We start from the raw sequence: 15,723 nt of genomic DNA, 5'->3' as shown, positions 1-15,723 counted from the left end.
CAGGGCGGCGAGAAGTGGGGTCGCTACTCCATGATCGGCTTGCCAGCTCGCGAAGTAATACGAGTTAGTGGGTATACCGTCCAGCACTTACGCGATGGTCAGGTGATTGAAGAGCGAGAGGTTGAAGATCCTCTCTCATTCATTGAAGAGTTTCAGGGGCGTTACCGTGTACCTGATGTCGAAGGCTTGCCGAAGTTTGATGGCGGGCTGGTGGGATATTTTGGTTACGACACCATTCGCTACATTGAACCGCGCCTTAAAGACAGCTGTCCTGAGGATGAGATCGGCACACCGGACATTCTCCTGATGGTATCCGAAGAGGTCGTCGTCTTTGATAACCTCAGTGGAAAATTGCACCTGATCGTGATGGCTGACCCGTCGGTGGATCAGGCATTCAATAAGGCTGAGCAGCGCCTTGATGAACTGCGTGAGACATTGCGTGCACCTTATCAGGGAGAGGTCGGTCAGCTTCGTACGGCGACGGAAATCACAGAAGAGGATTTCCGTTCTTGTTTTGGCGAGCAAAAATTCATGGATGCCGTTGACCAGATTAAAGAATACGTACTGTCGGGAGACATCATGCAGTGCGTAATTTCGCAGCGTATGCGTATTCCGTTTGATGGTAACCCTGTTGACGTATACCGCGCTTTGCGGACATTAAACCCATCGCCCTATATGTACTGCCTCAATCTCGGTGATTTCCATGTAGTAGGGTCATCGCCAGAAATTCTCGCGCGGCTCGAAGATGGTGAAGTGACTGTGCGTCCTATCGCGGGTACGCGTAAACGCGGTCACACCGAGGAAGAAGATAAAGCCTTTGAAGAAGAGCTTCTCGCCGACCCTAAAGAGATTGCAGAGCACCTGATGCTGATCGACTTAGGCCGTAACGATGTTGGCCGGATTGCGAAATCCGGTGAGGTGAAAGTAACCGATCAGATGGTGGTTGAACGCTACAGCCACGTTATGCACATCGTCTCCAATGTCACCGGCAAAGTGAAAGACGGAATTACAGCGATGGATGTGTTGCGTGCTGCACACCCAGCAGGAACCTTAAGTGGTGCCCCGAAAATCCGTGCAATGGAAATTATCGATGAATTCGAATCGACAAAGCGTGGTGTTTACGGTGGCGCAGTAGGGTATCTGAGCTGGAATGGCAACATGGACACAGCCATTGCGATTCGTACTGCCGTTATTAAAGACGGCACCCTCAATATTCAGGCTGGCGCCGGCGTCGTTGCTGATTCTGTACCGCGTCTGGAATGGAAAGAGACGATGAATAAAGGCCGTGCCGTATTCCGTGCAGTCGCGATGGCGGCTGCAGGGCTGGATCAGTAAAGGAGAAATAGCATGTTAGTAATGATTGATAATTATGACTCCTTTACCTACAACGTGGTTCAGTATTTCACGGAGCTTGGTGCCGAGGTAAAGGTGTTTCGTAACGACGAAATTACCATTGAAGAAATTGAAGCGTTGAAACCTGAGCGGTTGGTTATTTCTCCGGGGCCTTGTACGCCGAATGAGGCCGGCATATCCATGGCGGCAATTCGTCATTTTGCCGGTAAAATTCCGGTACTCGGTATTTGTCTGGGGCATCAGAGTATTGGCCAGGTCTATGGTGGCGATATCATTCGTGCCGGGCAGGTCATGCACGGCAAAACTTCCGATGTTTATCACGCAGGGCAGGGCGTATTTTCAGGCCTGCCGAATCCCTATAAGGCTACTCGCTACCATTCTCTGGTGATTGATAAGCAGAATTTACCAGAGTGTCTGGAAATTACTGCCTGGACCCAGAACCCTGACGGCAGCATGGAAGAAATTATGGGTGTGCGCCATAAAGAGCTGGCTGTCGAAGGTGTTCAGTTTCATCCGGAATCTATCCTGACGGAACACGGACACGAACTGTTGGATAATTTTTTGAAAACCACACTTAACCGCGACTGACAGGAGAAACTCATGGAAATTAAAGAGGCACTGGCTCGGATAGTTGAGCGTCAGGACCTGTCGACAAACGAAATGATCGACGTCATGCGTCAGATTATGACAGGTCAATGCGATGATGCTCAGATAGGCGCTTTTCTTGTCGCTTTGCGTATGAAGAGTGAAAGCATTGACGAAATCGTCGGTGCGGTTACCGTGATGCGCGAACTGGCTACGGGCGTTACTGTTAAGGCTGACAACGCGGTAGATATCGTTGGTACGGGCGGTGATGGTGCCAATCTTTTTAATGTATCGACGGCGTCGTCGTTTGTCGTCGCAGCGGCCGGTGGTACCGTGGCGAAACATGGTAACCGGGGTGTGTCATCCAAGTCGGGCAGTGCTGATTTACTGGAAACTGCTGGCGTCAATCTGGCGTTGACGGCCGAGCAGGTCGCGCGTTGTATTGATGAACTTGGCGTGGGTTTTATGTTTGCGCCATCACACCACAGCGCCATGAAGCACGCCATCGGTCCACGTAAGTCACTAGGCATGCGTACCATCTTTAATATCCTTGGCCCGATGACTAACCCGGCTGGGGTAGCAAATCAGGTCATCGGAGTTTTCTCGCAGGCTCTTGTGCGTCCGGTTGCTGAGGTTTTACAAAGAATGGGGGGCGGTCATGTTCTGGTCGTGCACTCAAAAGATGGACTGGATGAAATCAGTCTGGCCACAGAGACATACGCCTGTGAATTAAAAAACGGCGAGTTGCGTGAATTTATCATCACCCCCGACGAGCTTGGTATCGAATCTCAGCCATTGAAAGGGCTGGATGTTGAAAGCGCTGAGGCGTCGCTGGCTTTAATTAAAGATGCCTTAGGCAAGCGTGAAACAGCTGAAGGGCAGCGCGCTGCAGATATGCTTGCTCTGAATGCGGGGGCCGCTATTTATGTTGCCGGGCTCGCGACGACCTTGAAAGAGGGGGTCGCCATGGCAGACGATGCAATATGCTCTGGCCTGGCGCTGGGTAAACTCAATGAACTGGTCAGCTTCTCCGGACTGCTGGCAGAAGACAACGACGGCTGAGCGGCACGAAAGAATTGCTATGAATACACCGACCATACTGAAAAAAATCATCGACACTAAAGCCTTAGAAGTGGCTCAGCGTAGCGCGACTCTTCCATTGAATGAGCTGAAAGCTCAGGCACGCGATATGGACAAAGACGCATTGCGTGGTTTTTACAGTTCGATGAAAGCCAAAGTTGATGCAGGCCTGCCAGCGGTCATCGCTGAAATCAAAAAAGCGTCGCCATCAAAAGGCGTGCTGCGCGAGAATTTTATCCCGCAGGAAATCGCAGAGTCATATGAGAAAGCCGGTGCCGCGTGTTTATCCGTTCTGACAGACAGAGATTACTTTCAGGGGCATGAAGACTTCCTGAAAGCCGCGCGCTCAGCGTGCAGCTTGCCAGTTATTCGCAAAGACTTTCTGGTTGATCCGTATCAGATCTACGAAGCACGTGCGATTAATGCCGACTGTGTGCTTTTGATCGTATCTGCTCTGAGCAAGATGCAGCTTCAGGATCTTGAAGGCATTGCCCACGAACTAGGCATGGATGTACTTGTGGAAGTGCACGACGGTGAAGAGTTGGAAACCGCACTGACCATGCAGACCCCTCTGGTTGGTATCAACAACCGTAACCTGCACACCTTCGACCTGACGCTTGAAACAACCTTTGGTCTGCTGGACAAAGTACCGTCTGATCGCCTTCTGGTCACCGAGAGTGGCATTCTGGGGCGCGATGATGTCGCGGCCATGCGTGAGCGGGATGTTCATGCGTTTTTGGTCGGCGAAGCCTTTATGCGGGCGGAAGATCCTGGCGAGGAGCTCGCCAAGCTGTTCTTCTGATGATTTGTTGAGGCGGCTGATTAGCCGCCTTTTTTTGTAGCAGCCTTCGGCTGGAGTGCGTCTTTGGCTGCCGCTGGGCCTTTGTTTTTTCTGCAAGGGGCAAGTCTCTTTCGATCCTCAGAGTTTATAGCCACCTTCGGTGGGTGGACTTCTTTGGCTGCCGCCGGGTCTTTGTTTTTTCTGCAAGGGGCAGGCCCCTTCCGATCCCCTTTTCCGGCGTGATGCCCTGATCCTTGTCTCTTGATACCGATGGGGGCACGCCAGCAGCGGCCATCCATGGCCGCGGGCAGGCTTAACCGGCGTCCTGCCGGTTAGCACTCATCGTTATCTGCGATCCTGCGGGGTCATCACAAGCCGGGTTTTATCAGCGCTTCGCGGCGAGGTTGGATCGTGTAGATGTCGGCCTTTTGGTGGACGCTGTCCACCCTACAGTAGGGTGCGCATGGCGCACCGTGAGAAGAGCACGGTTTCGCGGGTTTAAATGCGCCTCTGGGGCCGCCGGGATTTACGCCAGCTTTGCAGGCAACGTGAGGCAGGATGCCGAACGAGGCTCCATACGGGCACGGATGTGTAACCACCCAATTAAACCTAGATTAACGAGGGTTTGAACCGGGAATAACCGGGAATTGGTGAAAAGTGGTGGGAAACCAGCAACGGCGCGGCCTGCAGCAATTCAACAGGCCGACGCGATCCGAAAATAACCGAACAAAACGGAACTGGCCGAACCGCTTAAAACTAGACAGCGGCCAGTACCAGGACAACACGCCCCACAATAGAACCGGAACCCAGCGCGTCGAGCGTATAGCTTTCATACTTCTGATTGTCCGCAACCAAGCGGAAACCGCCAGGCGCGGCCTGGGCGCGTCGATACGTCGCCGCACCGCCCAGCGTCAGCATATAGACCTGGCCATCGAGCAGCTGCGCCTGCTTGCTATCAACAACGACCGTCGAACCAGGCGGTAGCGACGGCAGCATCGCATCGCCATGCACCTGGTACGCTTTGCATCCGGCCCGCCCACCGTTCAACAGTCCAGCGGGCACAGCCAGGGCCGCACCACCATCATCGCCGGGCACGACTGATAGCCCGGATTCGTCGCTACCTGCTGCAGTGACGGCCCCACTGCCGCTGGCCAACCATTCGAGGCTGCTGTCGGTCATTCCGCAGAGTTCCTGGGCATCTTCCAGCTTTATGGCCGTTTCGCCATTCATCCAGCGGCGCAAGCTACTGACAGCCCAGCCTGTTTTATCTGTCACTTCTGTAATGCCGCCAGCCTTTGCCACTAGGGCAGTGAGGCGAGTTCCGATTCCATTTCTGGAATTCGGAACCATTTCTGAATTTTTCATGTTCAGTTCCGATTCTGATAAGCCATTGATTTAACTGGCTTTTATTCATTTTTAAACCCGAAACGATTCTTTTTTGAATCGGAACGGTTCAAAAACGGTTTACAAAGAACCATTAGCGACATATGCTGACTACAAGTCGTAACGATAAGTGGTCGCCAAACCTCGTCACGAAAAGTCGCTAAAAACAGGTTAAAAAAATGAGCAAGCATAAAGCCCACTCACCAGCCGACTGGCACCCAGAGGACATAAAGGCAGCTATTCGCAAGCGCGGCCTTTCTGTTTCTCAGCTCGCCAAAGACAACGGCTACGAGAACCCCCGCACATTCCTGAATGTGTTGCGCACCCCATACCCAAAGGTCGAGGGGATTATCGCGACATTCCTAGAGGTATCGCCCGCCGAAATATGGCCCAGTCGTTATGGCGATTCTACCCGTATTCGTAGTCAAGTTCAGTCACGCGTCGCATAAAAATGATCTCCGTTAAGTTCACTTTCAGTTTAGGAAGAGCAGAAACGGAAAAACAGACGCAGAACTGGTGTTTGTTTGTACATACCAGATATGGGGGATGCCAAAAATGAAAAGAAATTGGAAACGAGTCACACCGACCTCGCTCACCAACGCTATGCAACTATGTATCGACTTTGCACGCGATCGCCACAACCTGTCGGTCGAACGCATCGCAGACCGCATGGGCTTGTCATCAGTTAATACCCTTTATAAGTGGATCGGCACGGGGCGTATGCCATCCAATCTGATCCGTCCTTTCGAGCTGGCCTGCAGCTGCCCTTATGTCTACGTCACTCAGTACATCGCGTCATCAGCGCACAAACTTGTCTGCGACATGCCGAAAGCCAAAGCCAGCGCCTCTGATGACATCCTGGTGCTGCATGAATCCTTTACCTCTGCGGTCGCCACCCTAACTCGCTTTTACCGCGACGGCTCATGCCCAGAGGAAACCCTCGGTCAACTTACCCAGCTGATGACCGACGTCGCCAGCCATCGCCAGCGTGTAGAGAACCACGCAGAGCCAGAGCTGGCACTATTCGGAGACGATGAATAATGAACTGGTACACCGCAGCGGATCTCGCTGGCATTCACGGCTTACCGGGCAGCGAGCGCGGCATCCGTAAGAAAGCAGCATCAGAGAGCTGGGAAAGCCGCCCGCGCGCAATCGGAAAAGGCGTCGAATACAGCGCAGCCTGCCTACCTGCCGAATCACAGCACGCCCTGAAGATCCGCGAAGGTAAAAAAGCTGTCGCAGCTGCACCCGCGATCGCAGCCGTCGACAAATCAGACGGCCTGACCGAATACCAGCGCCTGCGCAGCCACGAGCGTGCAAAGGTCGACGCGATCGTCTGCGTACTGGCCGAGCTGGATGCCTTTCACCAGGCCAGCGGCCTGACAAAAGGCAAGGCCGTCGCCGAATTTGTTAAGGCCTGGAACGCTGCCGAGATCGCAGCCCCTGCCGACGCCCGCGAACTGCTGCCATCGTTCAGCCGGGCCACCGTTTATAACTGGCTTAAAGCCCAGAAAGAGCAAGGCATCACCGGGCTGGTCGACACTCGCGGTCGTCACCGTCGCGGTACCGGCACAATCGACAGCCAGCCAGATCTGGCTAAGTACATCACCGGCATGATGGTCGCTCACCCACACATTAAAGCCGCGACACTGATCAAAGCGATCGCCGCCGAGTTTGCCGGTACCGACATCGACCTGCCATCAATCAGCCGCCTGACCGACTGGATGAACCGCTGGAAACAGAGTAACCGCCAGGTATTCACCGCCGTGACCAATCCAGACGCATGGAAAAATAAATATATGATGGCTATGGGGTCAGCATCAGAGCACGTCATCGCCCTAAATCAATTATGGGAGTTTGATTCGACCCCCGCCGATTTAATGCTGCAAGACGGTCGTCATTCAATATTGGGCGTTATCGACGTATATAGCCGCCGCACCATATTTATTGTTCATCCAACGTCTGACAGTAAAGGCGTCGCAAAAGTTATCCGTACCGCTTTATTAACCTGGGGCGTTCCAGAAAACGCCAAAACAGATAACGGCTCAGACTATAAATCGAAATATATACAGCACGTATTCCGCGCCCTCGATATAAAGCAAGAATTCTGCCCCCCGTTTCAGGGATGGAAAAAACCGCATATCGAACGCGTATTTAAAACCTTTTCTCACGATATAGCAGAACTGCTACCGGGATATATCGGCCATAACGTCACCGAACGTCAGGCGATTGAATCGCGAAAATCATTCAGCGATCGCTTATTTAAGAAAGATCAACTGATCGAAGTCGGCATGACATCCAGCGAGCTGCAGCAATTCTGCAACAACTGGCTGCAGCGCGAATACCACACCCGCGATCATAGCCAGCTTGGCTGCTCACCTAACCAGATGGTGGCTCAGTACGCAGGCAGCATTCGCAGCATCACCAACGAGCGCACCCTCGACGTCCTGCTCAGCGAGCCAGTAGGCACTCGCACCGTCACGAAAACAGGCATCAAAGTTAACGGCGGTTTATACATTCATGCGCAGCTCGCGGCGCACTCAGGCGAGCAGGTCAGCGTCTTCTATGACGAGGCCGACATGGGCCGCATCTACGTCTACAGCCTCGACGGCGAATATATCTGCACCGCCGAAGATCCAGAGATCACAGGCATCAGCCGTCAGGAAGTCGCCGAACACGCGAAACAGATACAGAAAGAAGCGGCGCAGGAAGAGCGCCGCCGCCTGAAGCAAGCCGCCGCCAAAGTCACGAAACGCGATGTCGCGCAGCAGATCATTGCGCATCGCGCCGATCAGGAACGTGCCAACACCGTGCGCCCATTCCCGCGCCCAACTACCGAACACACCAGCACCGGCCTGACCGCCGCTGCCGACGCGCTGAAACCAGAGAACAACCTGCCAGCCTGGTTCGATCGTAAAGCTGCCGCCGCAGAGCTGCAGAACCTGAATACAGAGACAACCAGCGCACCGAACACACCAGCACCCGCTGCAGTGAAAGCCACCGTCGTTAAAGGGGAATTTAACCGGGGCTTAAACGTACCAGCAGGCATGGCCGAGCGTTATGCCTTCTGGCAAGCCATCAACGAAAAAATGGAGAACAACACAGCAACAGAAGAAGAAACCAAGTGGGCGCGAACCTTCTACGGTTCGCCCGCCTGGCAGTCAGGAAAGCTCCTGATCGAAATGCGCAGTACAGCGAATAACACCGGGCAATAAGTACCGGCCAATAAAAAAACCGTCAGCGGCAACTGACGGAAAGCTAAAAGCAAGCGGAGTTATTATGACACAAACAAACATTGCGGGAATCACCAACGTCGCCCTGTGCAACCAGACACTGGTGCGGGCGATGGAGCGGGCACATGGCCTGCCAGGTATCGTGTGTTTTTACGGCTTTTCAGGTCTGGGGAAATCGTTCAGCGCGAGCTATGCGGCAAATCGTCATCGCGCCTTCTATGTACAGTGCAAGAGCACCTGGTCGCGCAAAGCGTTCCTCGAAGCGATCGCCAAAGACATGGGCCTGCACCCAGCCAAAACCATCGCGGGCCTGACCGAGCAAGTTAGCGAAGAGCTGATGCTCTCTGATCGCCCGCTGATCATCGACGAAGCCGACCACCTAGCCGATAAAAACAAAATTTTTATGGTTATGGATCTGTACGAAGGCAGCCAGGCACCGATTCTGCTGATCGGTGAAGAAAAGCTACCGGCCAAACTGGCGCACTTCGAGAAAATCCACAACCGCATCCTCGAATGGACGCCAGCGCAACCGTGCGAAATGCACGACGTGGCCGAGCTGGCGCGCATCTATGCCCCCGGCGTCACTATCGAAGAGCAGCTATTAATAAACCTGCACTCAGCAGCCAAAGGCGTCACCCGTCGGATCTGCGTTAACCTCGACGGCATCCGTCAGTTCGCCCGCAATCAGGGCACCGACACCGTCACCCTGGCTAACTACGATCAGCCCATGTTTACCGGCCAGGCTCCGCGCGGACGGGGGGCATTCTGATGGCAGCAGCACTCGAACTCAAACACAAAGCTGGGCAAGACAGCATCTGGGCCGCGATCCGTAAACTCGGCGAATTCACACGCAAAGATGTCATCTTTGAACTTTCCAAAGAATTCGGCGACGCGGTCGACCCGGACACCGTCAAAAGCTACATACAGCGCCTGACGCGCGGCGGCTTCGTCGCGCCTACCGGTCGCCGCAAAAGTGGTGGCCATCAGCTCTATCTGTACAAGCTGATAAACGACTGCGGCAACACCGCCCCACGCCTCAAAGCGGACGGATCACGCAGCCTGCTTGGGGCTGTGACCGAATCGCTCTGGCGCACGATGAAAATTCTGGGCGGCTTTAACATCCGTGAACTGCAAGCCGCAGCCACGACCGAGACCGTGCAGCCATCCTATGAAATGACGCGCGAATACTGCCAGCAGCTCTGCAATGCGGGCTACTTACGTCGCCCTAAACGCGGCAGATACCGACTGGTACCGTCACGCTATACCGGCCCGAAACCGCCCGTCGTGACAAAAACAGAAGGCGTGTACGACGCCAACGATCGCGAGATCGTCTACGTCAAACCAGTGGAGGTCTCGGTATGACACCCATGATTCCAGACGCCCAGATCGACGCCCTGGCCGATGAATTCATCGCCCTGAATCTGGCCCGGCACGGCATCAACTTGCTGCAGTTCGTTATCAACCCAGACAGCTACCGCAACCACTACAACCTGCGCGCCCGGCACGACCTGCAGGAACGTCGGCAGGCCAAAGGCATGACCGGTCGCGTCGACGAACGCCTTAAGCACACGCGTCACCCGCGCAGCCGTGGCAAAAGCGACTTCACGCGGAGGGCCAGCGCATGAACGCAAGCACAAACATGATCGCCACCGATCAGCCCCTCTGGCTCGACGTACTCGCAGAGCAATGCCAGCAGAGCAGCCAGCGAGCCGTTGCTCAGGAGCTAAACGTCTCAGCGACCATGATCAGCCAGGCATTAAATGGCCGTTACCCCGGCGACATCGCCAAGCTCGAACGCGCAGTTCGCGGTGCCTACATGGGCGCAACCGTTAACTGCCCAGTCCTCGGAGAACTCGAAACACACCGCTGTATTGCCAACCAGAAACAAAAGGCCAGCAGCGTTAACCCTACCCGCGTGCAGCTGTTTCGCGCGTGCCAGAAATGCGAATACAAGGAGGCCTGACATGCCAACTTTAGCCACACAGCAGAACTACAAAATGGCCAGCGCTCTGGGCCTGATCAATGACGCCATGCGCATTTTAATGGAGGCAGACGTCGCCGTGCATGACGTCGCCACAAATGACGGGCAGCCGGTATTTATTACCGATCCAGTGCCCGAGATCGTGCAGGCGATGCCGCTATCAACGCGCCGTGAAAAAGACATCACGACAGTGCGTGTCGTGCTCTGCGGCTGCGTCATTGAATACACCCAACCAACCAGCAACGAGGTGGCAGCATGATGCGCAAACTACCCACAGCACTGATCCTGATCGCCGCGATCGTCCTGATGCAATCGCACGCAATCACCTGGTGGAGTCAGCACGACCCAGTCACAGGCTGGCTCTGGGCCATCACCATCGAAGCCGGGGCCGTCTGGCTCTGGTCACGCCGCAGCGCCATCACCACCGTCGTCGCCATCATTGCCACCGCGCTGGCCTTAGTCGCCCCATTAGCTGATCTGGCCGGGCCGGTACTCGACCAGCAGCGCAGCAGTGCCCAGGCAGCAGACACCCTGCCTCAGCGCACAGCAGCGACAGAGGCCCGCATTGCCACCCTCGAAGCGTCGCTGACCCAGTACCAGGCCAACAGCCAATACCGATCGGGCTGGCATGGCCTGATCACAAGCACCGAACAACAGCTCAGCGCCGCGCGTGCGGATCTCGCAGAGCTGCAGAGCGAACAGCGCACGCCTGCACCTGAAACGCTCGCCGTCTGGCTGCCGCTGCTTATGCAAATGGCCGCCGTCTGCTTACTGCAGATCCTGATCGTCACCTGCACTCGGTCACTGACCCGCCCGGTACCAACGCGCGAAAAAGTGCCCTCAGAAAAAGACGACCAGAAGCTCAGTCTCTGGGGCGCAGCCGCCCAACTTGCCACAACTAAAGCAAAGAACGCAGCCAAGCCCGCAGGCCAGCGGCGCGCGGCGTAACCAACATACGAACGGCCAAAATCAGAAAAGAACATCGAGGACAGCCACCATGAGACACCTACATCAGCCAGACACACGACCGGTATGGATAGCGACCTGTCCTGTCTGCGGCCCCGTCCGCATCCAGCAGGTCACGCAGCCAACCGCCTGCAAAATGCAAATTAAATTCGGCGCTCGCTCAATTCGCCAGTGCCGTCAGACCCTCAGCAACGTGCGAAGCACCCGAGGCTAATCATGCTCAAGCAAAAGCACCCAGAAATCAGCATCACGTTTCGCCGCTTAACGGATAACAGCATCGCGGTTCAGTCAGTGACGCGAGCATCCAGCGACAACGAACTCAGCCAGATAGCGAAATCGTACTCGCAAGAAATCGCCGCCCGCTGGGAGGAAATGACCGCGAAACTCAGCGAGCCAGAACAACCCCAGGAGATCCACTAATGACCGCTGAAATCACTGTCGGGCAATTTGCCCAGAATATCGAAGACTGGCACCAGGAGCGCGTCAACCAGCTGCGCGACATGCTGGATCTGAACCCCAGCAAAATCGCGCTCCAGGATCGCCAGGGTAACGAAGTCACCCTGACCGATCGCAACGAGATCGACGCCTACCTAAAGGGCGTTGCCCTCGGCCTGGATACCTTCTTAAAGCTACCTTTCACTGTCGAGGTAAACGGCGATGACTGAACCAAAGATCCCGCACCTCGCGTCAGCGGCGCTGCAAAGTGTCATGCAAGAAATGAAGGCCCAGGATCTAAAGTGGGGCGCAGACCGCGACCAGGATCTCGCCGACTGGCTCCTGATCCTGACGGAAGAAGCAGGCGAATTAGCCGAGGCAGTCCTGCACATCAAGTTCGGAGGCGAAAAGAAATACGGCCTACGCACAGAGGCCGTGCAGGTTGCCGCTGTCGCCCTGCAGATCATCGAATACATCGACCGTAACGACATCATGGAGAGCATCAATGAATACTGAAACCATCCCCGAAGGGTACATGCAAAATAACCGGGGCGACCTGGTGCGAGAAGAGAACGTGAAAGACATCGACAAGATCGTCGACCAGTCTGTGACGACTCTCGCTCAGCAGGCCCGTGACTTGAGCATGTCGCTGACAAAGTTTAAACGCCTGGCACTCGATGACATCCGGGAACTGATTACGATCGCCGGCGAAAAATACGGCGAAAACCTCGGTGGCGATAAAGGCAACATTACTCTGTGTAGCTACGATGGACGCTATAAAATTCAGCGAACGTTTGCTGACCGTATTTCGTTCAATATCGAAATGAAAGCGGCAGAGAGTCTGTTTGATAAATACCTGGAAGCAATTTCAGCCTCTGCAGCGGCAGACATTCGCGTGCTTATTAATGCGACTTTTCGTTCGACGCGAGGCAAGAAGTTACGCACGGCAGAGCTACTGCGACTATTGAGTTTGGATATTAAACACCCCGACTGGATCAAGGCCTGTGAAGCGCTCAAAAACTCCATCATGGTCGATGGTGCGACCGTCTACATCCGCCTGTACGAGCGCGTAAACGACAGCGAATCCTACCGCATGATTCCTCTGAATATCACTGACGTTGGTGGCGGCTATGTCAGAAATAACTAAACAGCAATGGGCAGCGATCGCTAAAGAACTGCAGAGCATGATGCCGGTCGTCGTCTTCACACTCGAAGGGCGCGAGATCAGCATCCAGCGCGAACGTAAAAACGAATCGACCACGCTGCTGGCCGTCTACATCGACGGCTACATCAAGGGGCAGTGGTCACTGCCAGACCGAGAAGGCTTCGACCCGATCGTCGAAAAGGTCTGGTGCAAAAAGACATCGCGCCTGTACTCGCATCAGAAAAAAAAGAAGCTCGAAAAGAAATTCGGCAAACGCCGTTTGCGCGAGATTCTGCCCAGTGTCGACGCAGAGAGTTTTTATTACCTGCCGCACTTCGGCAGCAGCCGCACCCTGATCGGCCAGTATAAAAAGCTCGACGGCCTGAAGATCGTAACGATCGGCTACAACAACAGCCGCATGCCATTGGAAAAAACCGAGGTCAAAGATGCACCAGCAGCTAACGCCTAACAATAAAAACATCCAGCCGCTGCAACTGCCCAGCGAGGCTGTAAACACCCTGATTAACGGCCCATTAAAGGCCGTTATTCCTAACGGCTTCACGTTGACCGAAGGCGCAAACCTGACCGCAGCGCAGGCAGAAGAGTGCGCCCAGGCACTCGAACGCTGGATGCCGCCAAAAGACTTTTATCTCGCGGGCAGCGAATACATGGGCCTGGTCATTCATATGGACTTCTTCCGTCGTTGCGGCGGCTTCACAGTTACGAACAGCGAGGCGACAGATGGCGACCTGTAACATATGCGAAGACACCGGCGTCGACGACCGCTATGCCGTCGGCCAGATCTATTGTGAGTGCCAGGCCGGTAAGCGTGCCTGGCTCGCTGAAATGAAAGCGGAGCGAGCGCTAATCCTGAAGTCATTGGCTGCCAACGAGCTGCAGATCCGCGCACTTGAACAACAGATCGAACGAGGCCGCAGCCATGACTAAGCGCACACTGATCGCCCAGATCCACATCGCAAAAAAAGATCTCGGCCTCGATGACGACACCTACCGTCAGGCACTGAAGGCTGCCACAGGCAAAACCAGTGCAGGCGATATGACCGTACCCGAACTGCACAAAACCATTGCTGCATTCAAAGAGCGCGGCTTTAAAGTTCGGCCCGGTAAAAAGACTGGCCCCAAGTCGCGTCGGTATACAAAAACCAAGCACGGCACAGAGATCGGCGGGCCAACCCAGGGCGACAAGATCCGCGCCCTCTGGCTCAGCATGGCAGACGACGGCATCGTCCGCGATCGCAGCGAAGAAGCCCTGCGCAACTACATCCGTAAACAGACCAAAGGCGAATACAGCGCCCCACAGTTCTGCGATGCCGACACCGCGAGCAACATCATCGAACGCATGAAACGCTGGCACCGCCGCGCCGTGCAGGAGCGCAGCGCATGCAACTAGGTCGCTGCCCCGTATGTCATAGCCGCATCAGCCTGGAACAACTCACCCAGGATGAATCAGGCCGCGAACTGCTCGCCACGCTGGCCACCCTCGACACCGCCACCGGTGCCGCACTGGTCGCCTATATCGGCCTGTTTCGTTCAGCATCGCGAGATCTGGCCAACGACAGAGCATTAAAACTGGTGCGCGAAACCATCGCACTGGAGTCGCCCCAGTGGCTCACACCAGCCCTGCAAGAAACAGTCGACAGCCTGCGCGACAAACGCGCCCAGGGCGACGTGCAACCCCTCAAGAATCACAACTACCTCGGCAAGGTATTAGAGGGCGTGATTAAACGCGGCATCGCCTACACCCCAGCCCAGGAAAAGGCGCGCGGCTACAGCAGTGCCAGTGCGACCATTCAACGCCTGACTGACACATCGTGGGGCGACTAGCCCAGGAGCATGACTATGATCCCCGAGCACATAGAGCAAAACCTGCTGCCCGAAAGCATCCGCGACATCATCGACCTGGTCGGCATCAGCGCCGCCCTGCGCATCGTCGAAGAGCGCGGCGGCATCCGTCTCTATGTGCCCAAAACCCCTGCGGTAAACCATTGGCTGTCTGACCTGATCGGCCTCGACAACATGACCGCCCTGGTCAATGTGTACGCTGGCGAAGAGATAGAGATCCCGCGCTGTGCTGCTGCACTGAAAGCCATCAAAGATCATGAGATCGCCACCGCCGAGGGCAGTGTCACCGAGCTGGCGCGCCGTTATGGATACACAGAGAGGGGGATTAGAAAAATACGCCGCCGAGTGGAAGAGCAAGGCGGCGTAGATCAGATGGGGTTGTTTGATTGAGCGCTATTTTCTTTCAAAACTTCCCAGGATGAAACCTGTTATTTCTGAAAGCCGTCCTCGCCAAAGAATTCCATCTTCACTAGGTAGGCGATTTCCAGCGACATCCATAATTTGAGCGCCTTTTAAATGGATGAACCTGGTCTCAAGGAAGTCGTGATCTGACTCACCCTCATCAGTATCACCCTTACTAGAGAATGGAGTCCCTTCAAAAGGTTTACCGCTCATTCTTTCTAAAGCACCTTTGACCTGCGCGCCGAGGGTTTCAAAATACTCATCTTTACCAATTAGCGTACCAGTTATTGCACTGCCACCAATATTGAGCGTTATTCCCATGCTCATTTTCATCGTGTTCGCCATATCCACAAACTGCTGAAGAACTGGATCTGGTCTTACTTCAAATGGTACGTCTTGATTTTTGGATTCCATGTTTTCATCCTTACTGAATTGAGTTTTCCAACGTGGTATGTTTAACGCGATAGAGAACATCAATCAACCCCATTCCACCGGAACACCCACCCCCGCCAGCCCA

At 54.8% G+C, this 15,723-nt stretch carries 25 protein-coding genes; 23 read left to right on the top strand and 2 right to left on the bottom strand.

Annotation, left to right across the window (positions count from 1 at the left end; all coding sequences use genetic code 11):
- The 4 genes from trpE to trpC form a co-directional block, all read left to right on the top strand.
- The coding region (trpE, locus tag B2R29_RS13915) for an anthranilate synthase component I (RefSeq protein WP_301181625.1) at positions 1 to 1,335 on the top strand (1,335 nt) is incomplete at its 5' end.
- A gap of 12 nt (positions 1,336 to 1,347) precedes the next feature.
- Positions 1,348 to 1,941: an aminodeoxychorismate/anthranilate synthase component II gene (locus tag B2R29_RS13910; protein WP_301181624.1), complete on the top strand. Its 594-nt coding sequence runs from the start codon at positions 1,348 to 1,350 to the stop codon at positions 1,939 to 1,941.
- A gap of 12 nt (positions 1,942 to 1,953) precedes the next feature.
- The gene (trpD, locus tag B2R29_RS13905; protein WP_301181623.1) at positions 1,954 to 3,000 is read left to right on the top strand and encodes an anthranilate phosphoribosyltransferase; all 1,047 of its coding nucleotides are present in this window, start codon (positions 1,954 to 1,956) and stop codon (positions 2,998 to 3,000) included.
- A 19-nt stretch (positions 3,001 to 3,019) separates the two neighbouring features.
- On the top strand, positions 3,020 to 3,820 hold the full coding sequence (gene trpC, locus B2R29_RS13900; RefSeq protein ID WP_301181622.1) for an indole-3-glycerol phosphate synthase TrpC: 801 nt from the start codon (positions 3,020 to 3,022) through the stop codon (positions 3,818 to 3,820).
- 735 nt (positions 3,821 to 4,555) lie between these two features.
- On the opposite strand, the gene B2R29_RS13895 is transcribed toward trpC, so the two are convergent.
- The gene (locus tag B2R29_RS13895) at positions 4,556 to 5,164 is read right to left on the bottom strand and encodes a LexA family transcriptional regulator (RefSeq protein WP_301181621.1); all 609 of its coding nucleotides are present in this window, start codon (positions 5,162 to 5,164) and stop codon (positions 4,556 to 4,558) included.
- A 197-nt stretch (positions 5,165 to 5,361) separates the two neighbouring features.
- On the opposite strand from B2R29_RS13895, the gene B2R29_RS13890 reads away from it, so the two are divergent.
- The 19 genes from B2R29_RS13890 to B2R29_RS13800 all read left to right on the top strand — a co-directional run bounded on the left by B2R29_RS13890 (position 5,362) and on the right by B2R29_RS13800 (position 15,194).
- Positions 5,362 to 5,631 carry a helix-turn-helix domain-containing protein gene (locus B2R29_RS13890; RefSeq protein WP_301181620.1) on the top strand — a complete coding sequence of 90 codons (270 nt, stop codon included), beginning with the start codon at positions 5,362 to 5,364 and terminating at the stop codon, positions 5,629 to 5,631.
- Positions 5,632 to 5,737: 106 nt separating this feature from the next.
- Complete coding sequence (locus B2R29_RS13885; protein WP_301181619.1) at positions 5,738 to 6,223, top strand: hypothetical protein; 486 nt, start codon at positions 5,738 to 5,740, stop codon at positions 6,221 to 6,223.
- Positions 6,223 to 8,397 (top strand): Mu transposase C-terminal domain-containing protein, encoded by a 2,175-nt coding sequence (locus B2R29_RS13880; protein WP_301181618.1) that lies wholly within the window; start codon positions 6,223 to 6,225, stop codon positions 8,395 to 8,397. The genes B2R29_RS13885 and B2R29_RS13880 overlap by 1 nt, the downstream gene beginning before the upstream one ends.
- Before the next feature lie 64 nt (positions 8,398 to 8,461).
- Positions 8,462 to 9,184, top strand: a complete 723-nt coding sequence (locus B2R29_RS13875) for an AAA family ATPase (protein ID WP_301181617.1) — start codon at positions 8,462 to 8,464, stop codon at positions 9,182 to 9,184.
- Positions 9,184 to 9,777, top strand: coding sequence for a hypothetical protein (locus B2R29_RS13870; protein WP_301181616.1), 594 nt, complete (start codon positions 9,184 to 9,186; stop codon positions 9,775 to 9,777). Before B2R29_RS13875 ends, B2R29_RS13870 begins: the two co-directional genes overlap by 1 nt.
- Positions 9,774 to 10,040 (top strand): hypothetical protein, encoded by a 267-nt coding sequence (locus B2R29_RS13865; RefSeq protein WP_301181615.1) that lies wholly within the window; start codon positions 9,774 to 9,776, stop codon positions 10,038 to 10,040. The genes B2R29_RS13870 and B2R29_RS13865 overlap by 4 nt, the downstream gene beginning before the upstream one ends.
- Positions 10,037 to 10,378 (top strand): helix-turn-helix domain-containing protein, encoded by a 342-nt coding sequence (locus B2R29_RS13860; RefSeq protein ID WP_301181614.1) that lies wholly within the window; start codon positions 10,037 to 10,039, stop codon positions 10,376 to 10,378. Before B2R29_RS13865 ends, B2R29_RS13860 begins: the two co-directional genes overlap by 4 nt.
- 1 nt (position 10,379) lies before the next feature.
- Complete coding sequence (locus tag B2R29_RS13855) at positions 10,380 to 10,655, top strand: hypothetical protein (protein WP_301181613.1); 276 nt, start codon at positions 10,380 to 10,382, stop codon at positions 10,653 to 10,655.
- Positions 10,652 to 11,344 (top strand): hypothetical protein, encoded by a 693-nt coding sequence (locus B2R29_RS13850; protein ID WP_301181612.1) that lies wholly within the window; start codon positions 10,652 to 10,654, stop codon positions 11,342 to 11,344. The genes B2R29_RS13855 and B2R29_RS13850 overlap by 4 nt, the downstream gene beginning before the upstream one ends.
- Before the next feature lie 234 nt (positions 11,345 to 11,578).
- Positions 11,579 to 11,782 (top strand): hypothetical protein, encoded by a 204-nt coding sequence (locus B2R29_RS13845; RefSeq protein ID WP_301181611.1) that lies wholly within the window; start codon positions 11,579 to 11,581, stop codon positions 11,780 to 11,782.
- A complete protein-coding gene (locus tag B2R29_RS13840; protein ID WP_301181610.1) occupies positions 11,782 to 12,027 on the top strand; it encodes a hypothetical protein in 246 nt (81 codons plus the stop codon). Before B2R29_RS13845 ends, B2R29_RS13840 begins: the two co-directional genes overlap by 1 nt.
- Entirely contained in the window at positions 12,020 to 12,313 is a 294-nt protein-coding gene (locus B2R29_RS13835) for a MazG-like family protein (protein WP_301181609.1), read from the top strand. Before B2R29_RS13840 ends, B2R29_RS13835 begins: the two co-directional genes overlap by 8 nt.
- Positions 12,303 to 12,944: a DUF3164 family protein gene (locus B2R29_RS13830; RefSeq protein WP_301181608.1), complete on the top strand. Its 642-nt coding sequence runs from the start codon at positions 12,303 to 12,305 to the stop codon at positions 12,942 to 12,944. Before B2R29_RS13835 ends, B2R29_RS13830 begins: the two co-directional genes overlap by 11 nt.
- Before the next feature lie 37 nt (positions 12,945 to 12,981).
- Positions 12,982 to 13,410 (top strand): hypothetical protein, encoded by a 429-nt coding sequence (locus tag B2R29_RS13825; RefSeq protein WP_301181607.1) that lies wholly within the window; start codon positions 12,982 to 12,984, stop codon positions 13,408 to 13,410.
- Positions 13,388 to 13,696 carry a hypothetical protein gene (locus B2R29_RS13820; protein WP_301181606.1) on the top strand — a complete coding sequence of 103 codons (309 nt, stop codon included), beginning with the start codon at positions 13,388 to 13,390 and terminating at the stop codon, positions 13,694 to 13,696. Before B2R29_RS13825 ends, B2R29_RS13820 begins: the two co-directional genes overlap by 23 nt.
- Complete coding sequence (locus B2R29_RS13815) at positions 13,683 to 13,889, top strand: hypothetical protein (protein WP_301181605.1); 207 nt, start codon at positions 13,683 to 13,685, stop codon at positions 13,887 to 13,889. The genes B2R29_RS13820 and B2R29_RS13815 overlap by 14 nt, the downstream gene beginning before the upstream one ends.
- A complete protein-coding gene (locus B2R29_RS13810) occupies positions 13,882 to 14,352 on the top strand; it encodes a gp16 family protein (protein WP_301181604.1) in 471 nt (156 codons plus the stop codon). Before B2R29_RS13815 ends, B2R29_RS13810 begins: the two co-directional genes overlap by 8 nt.
- Complete coding sequence (locus B2R29_RS13805; protein WP_301181603.1) at positions 14,343 to 14,786, top strand: hypothetical protein; 444 nt, start codon at positions 14,343 to 14,345, stop codon at positions 14,784 to 14,786. Before B2R29_RS13810 ends, B2R29_RS13805 begins: the two co-directional genes overlap by 10 nt.
- Before the next feature lie 15 nt (positions 14,787 to 14,801).
- Positions 14,802 to 15,194: a Mor transcription activator family protein gene (locus B2R29_RS13800; RefSeq protein WP_301181602.1), complete on the top strand. Its 393-nt coding sequence runs from the start codon at positions 14,802 to 14,804 to the stop codon at positions 15,192 to 15,194.
- Between the two features lie 3 nt (positions 15,195 to 15,197).
- Here B2R29_RS13800 and gvpU read toward each other — a convergent pair whose 3' ends face one another.
- A complete protein-coding gene (gvpU, locus tag B2R29_RS13795; protein ID WP_301181601.1) occupies positions 15,198 to 15,620 on the bottom strand; it encodes a gas vesicle accessory protein GvpU in 423 nt (140 codons plus the stop codon).
- Between the last annotated feature and the right edge of the window lie 103 nt (positions 15,621 to 15,723).

The organism is Thalassolituus sp. UBA3500 (assembly GCF_002377545.1).
GTDB lineage: Bacteria > Pseudomonadota > Gammaproteobacteria > Pseudomonadales > Oceanobacteraceae > Thalassolituus.
The sequence above is the reverse complement of the archived record's forward strand: the minus strand, read 5'-3'. Positions and strand labels throughout refer to the sequence as shown.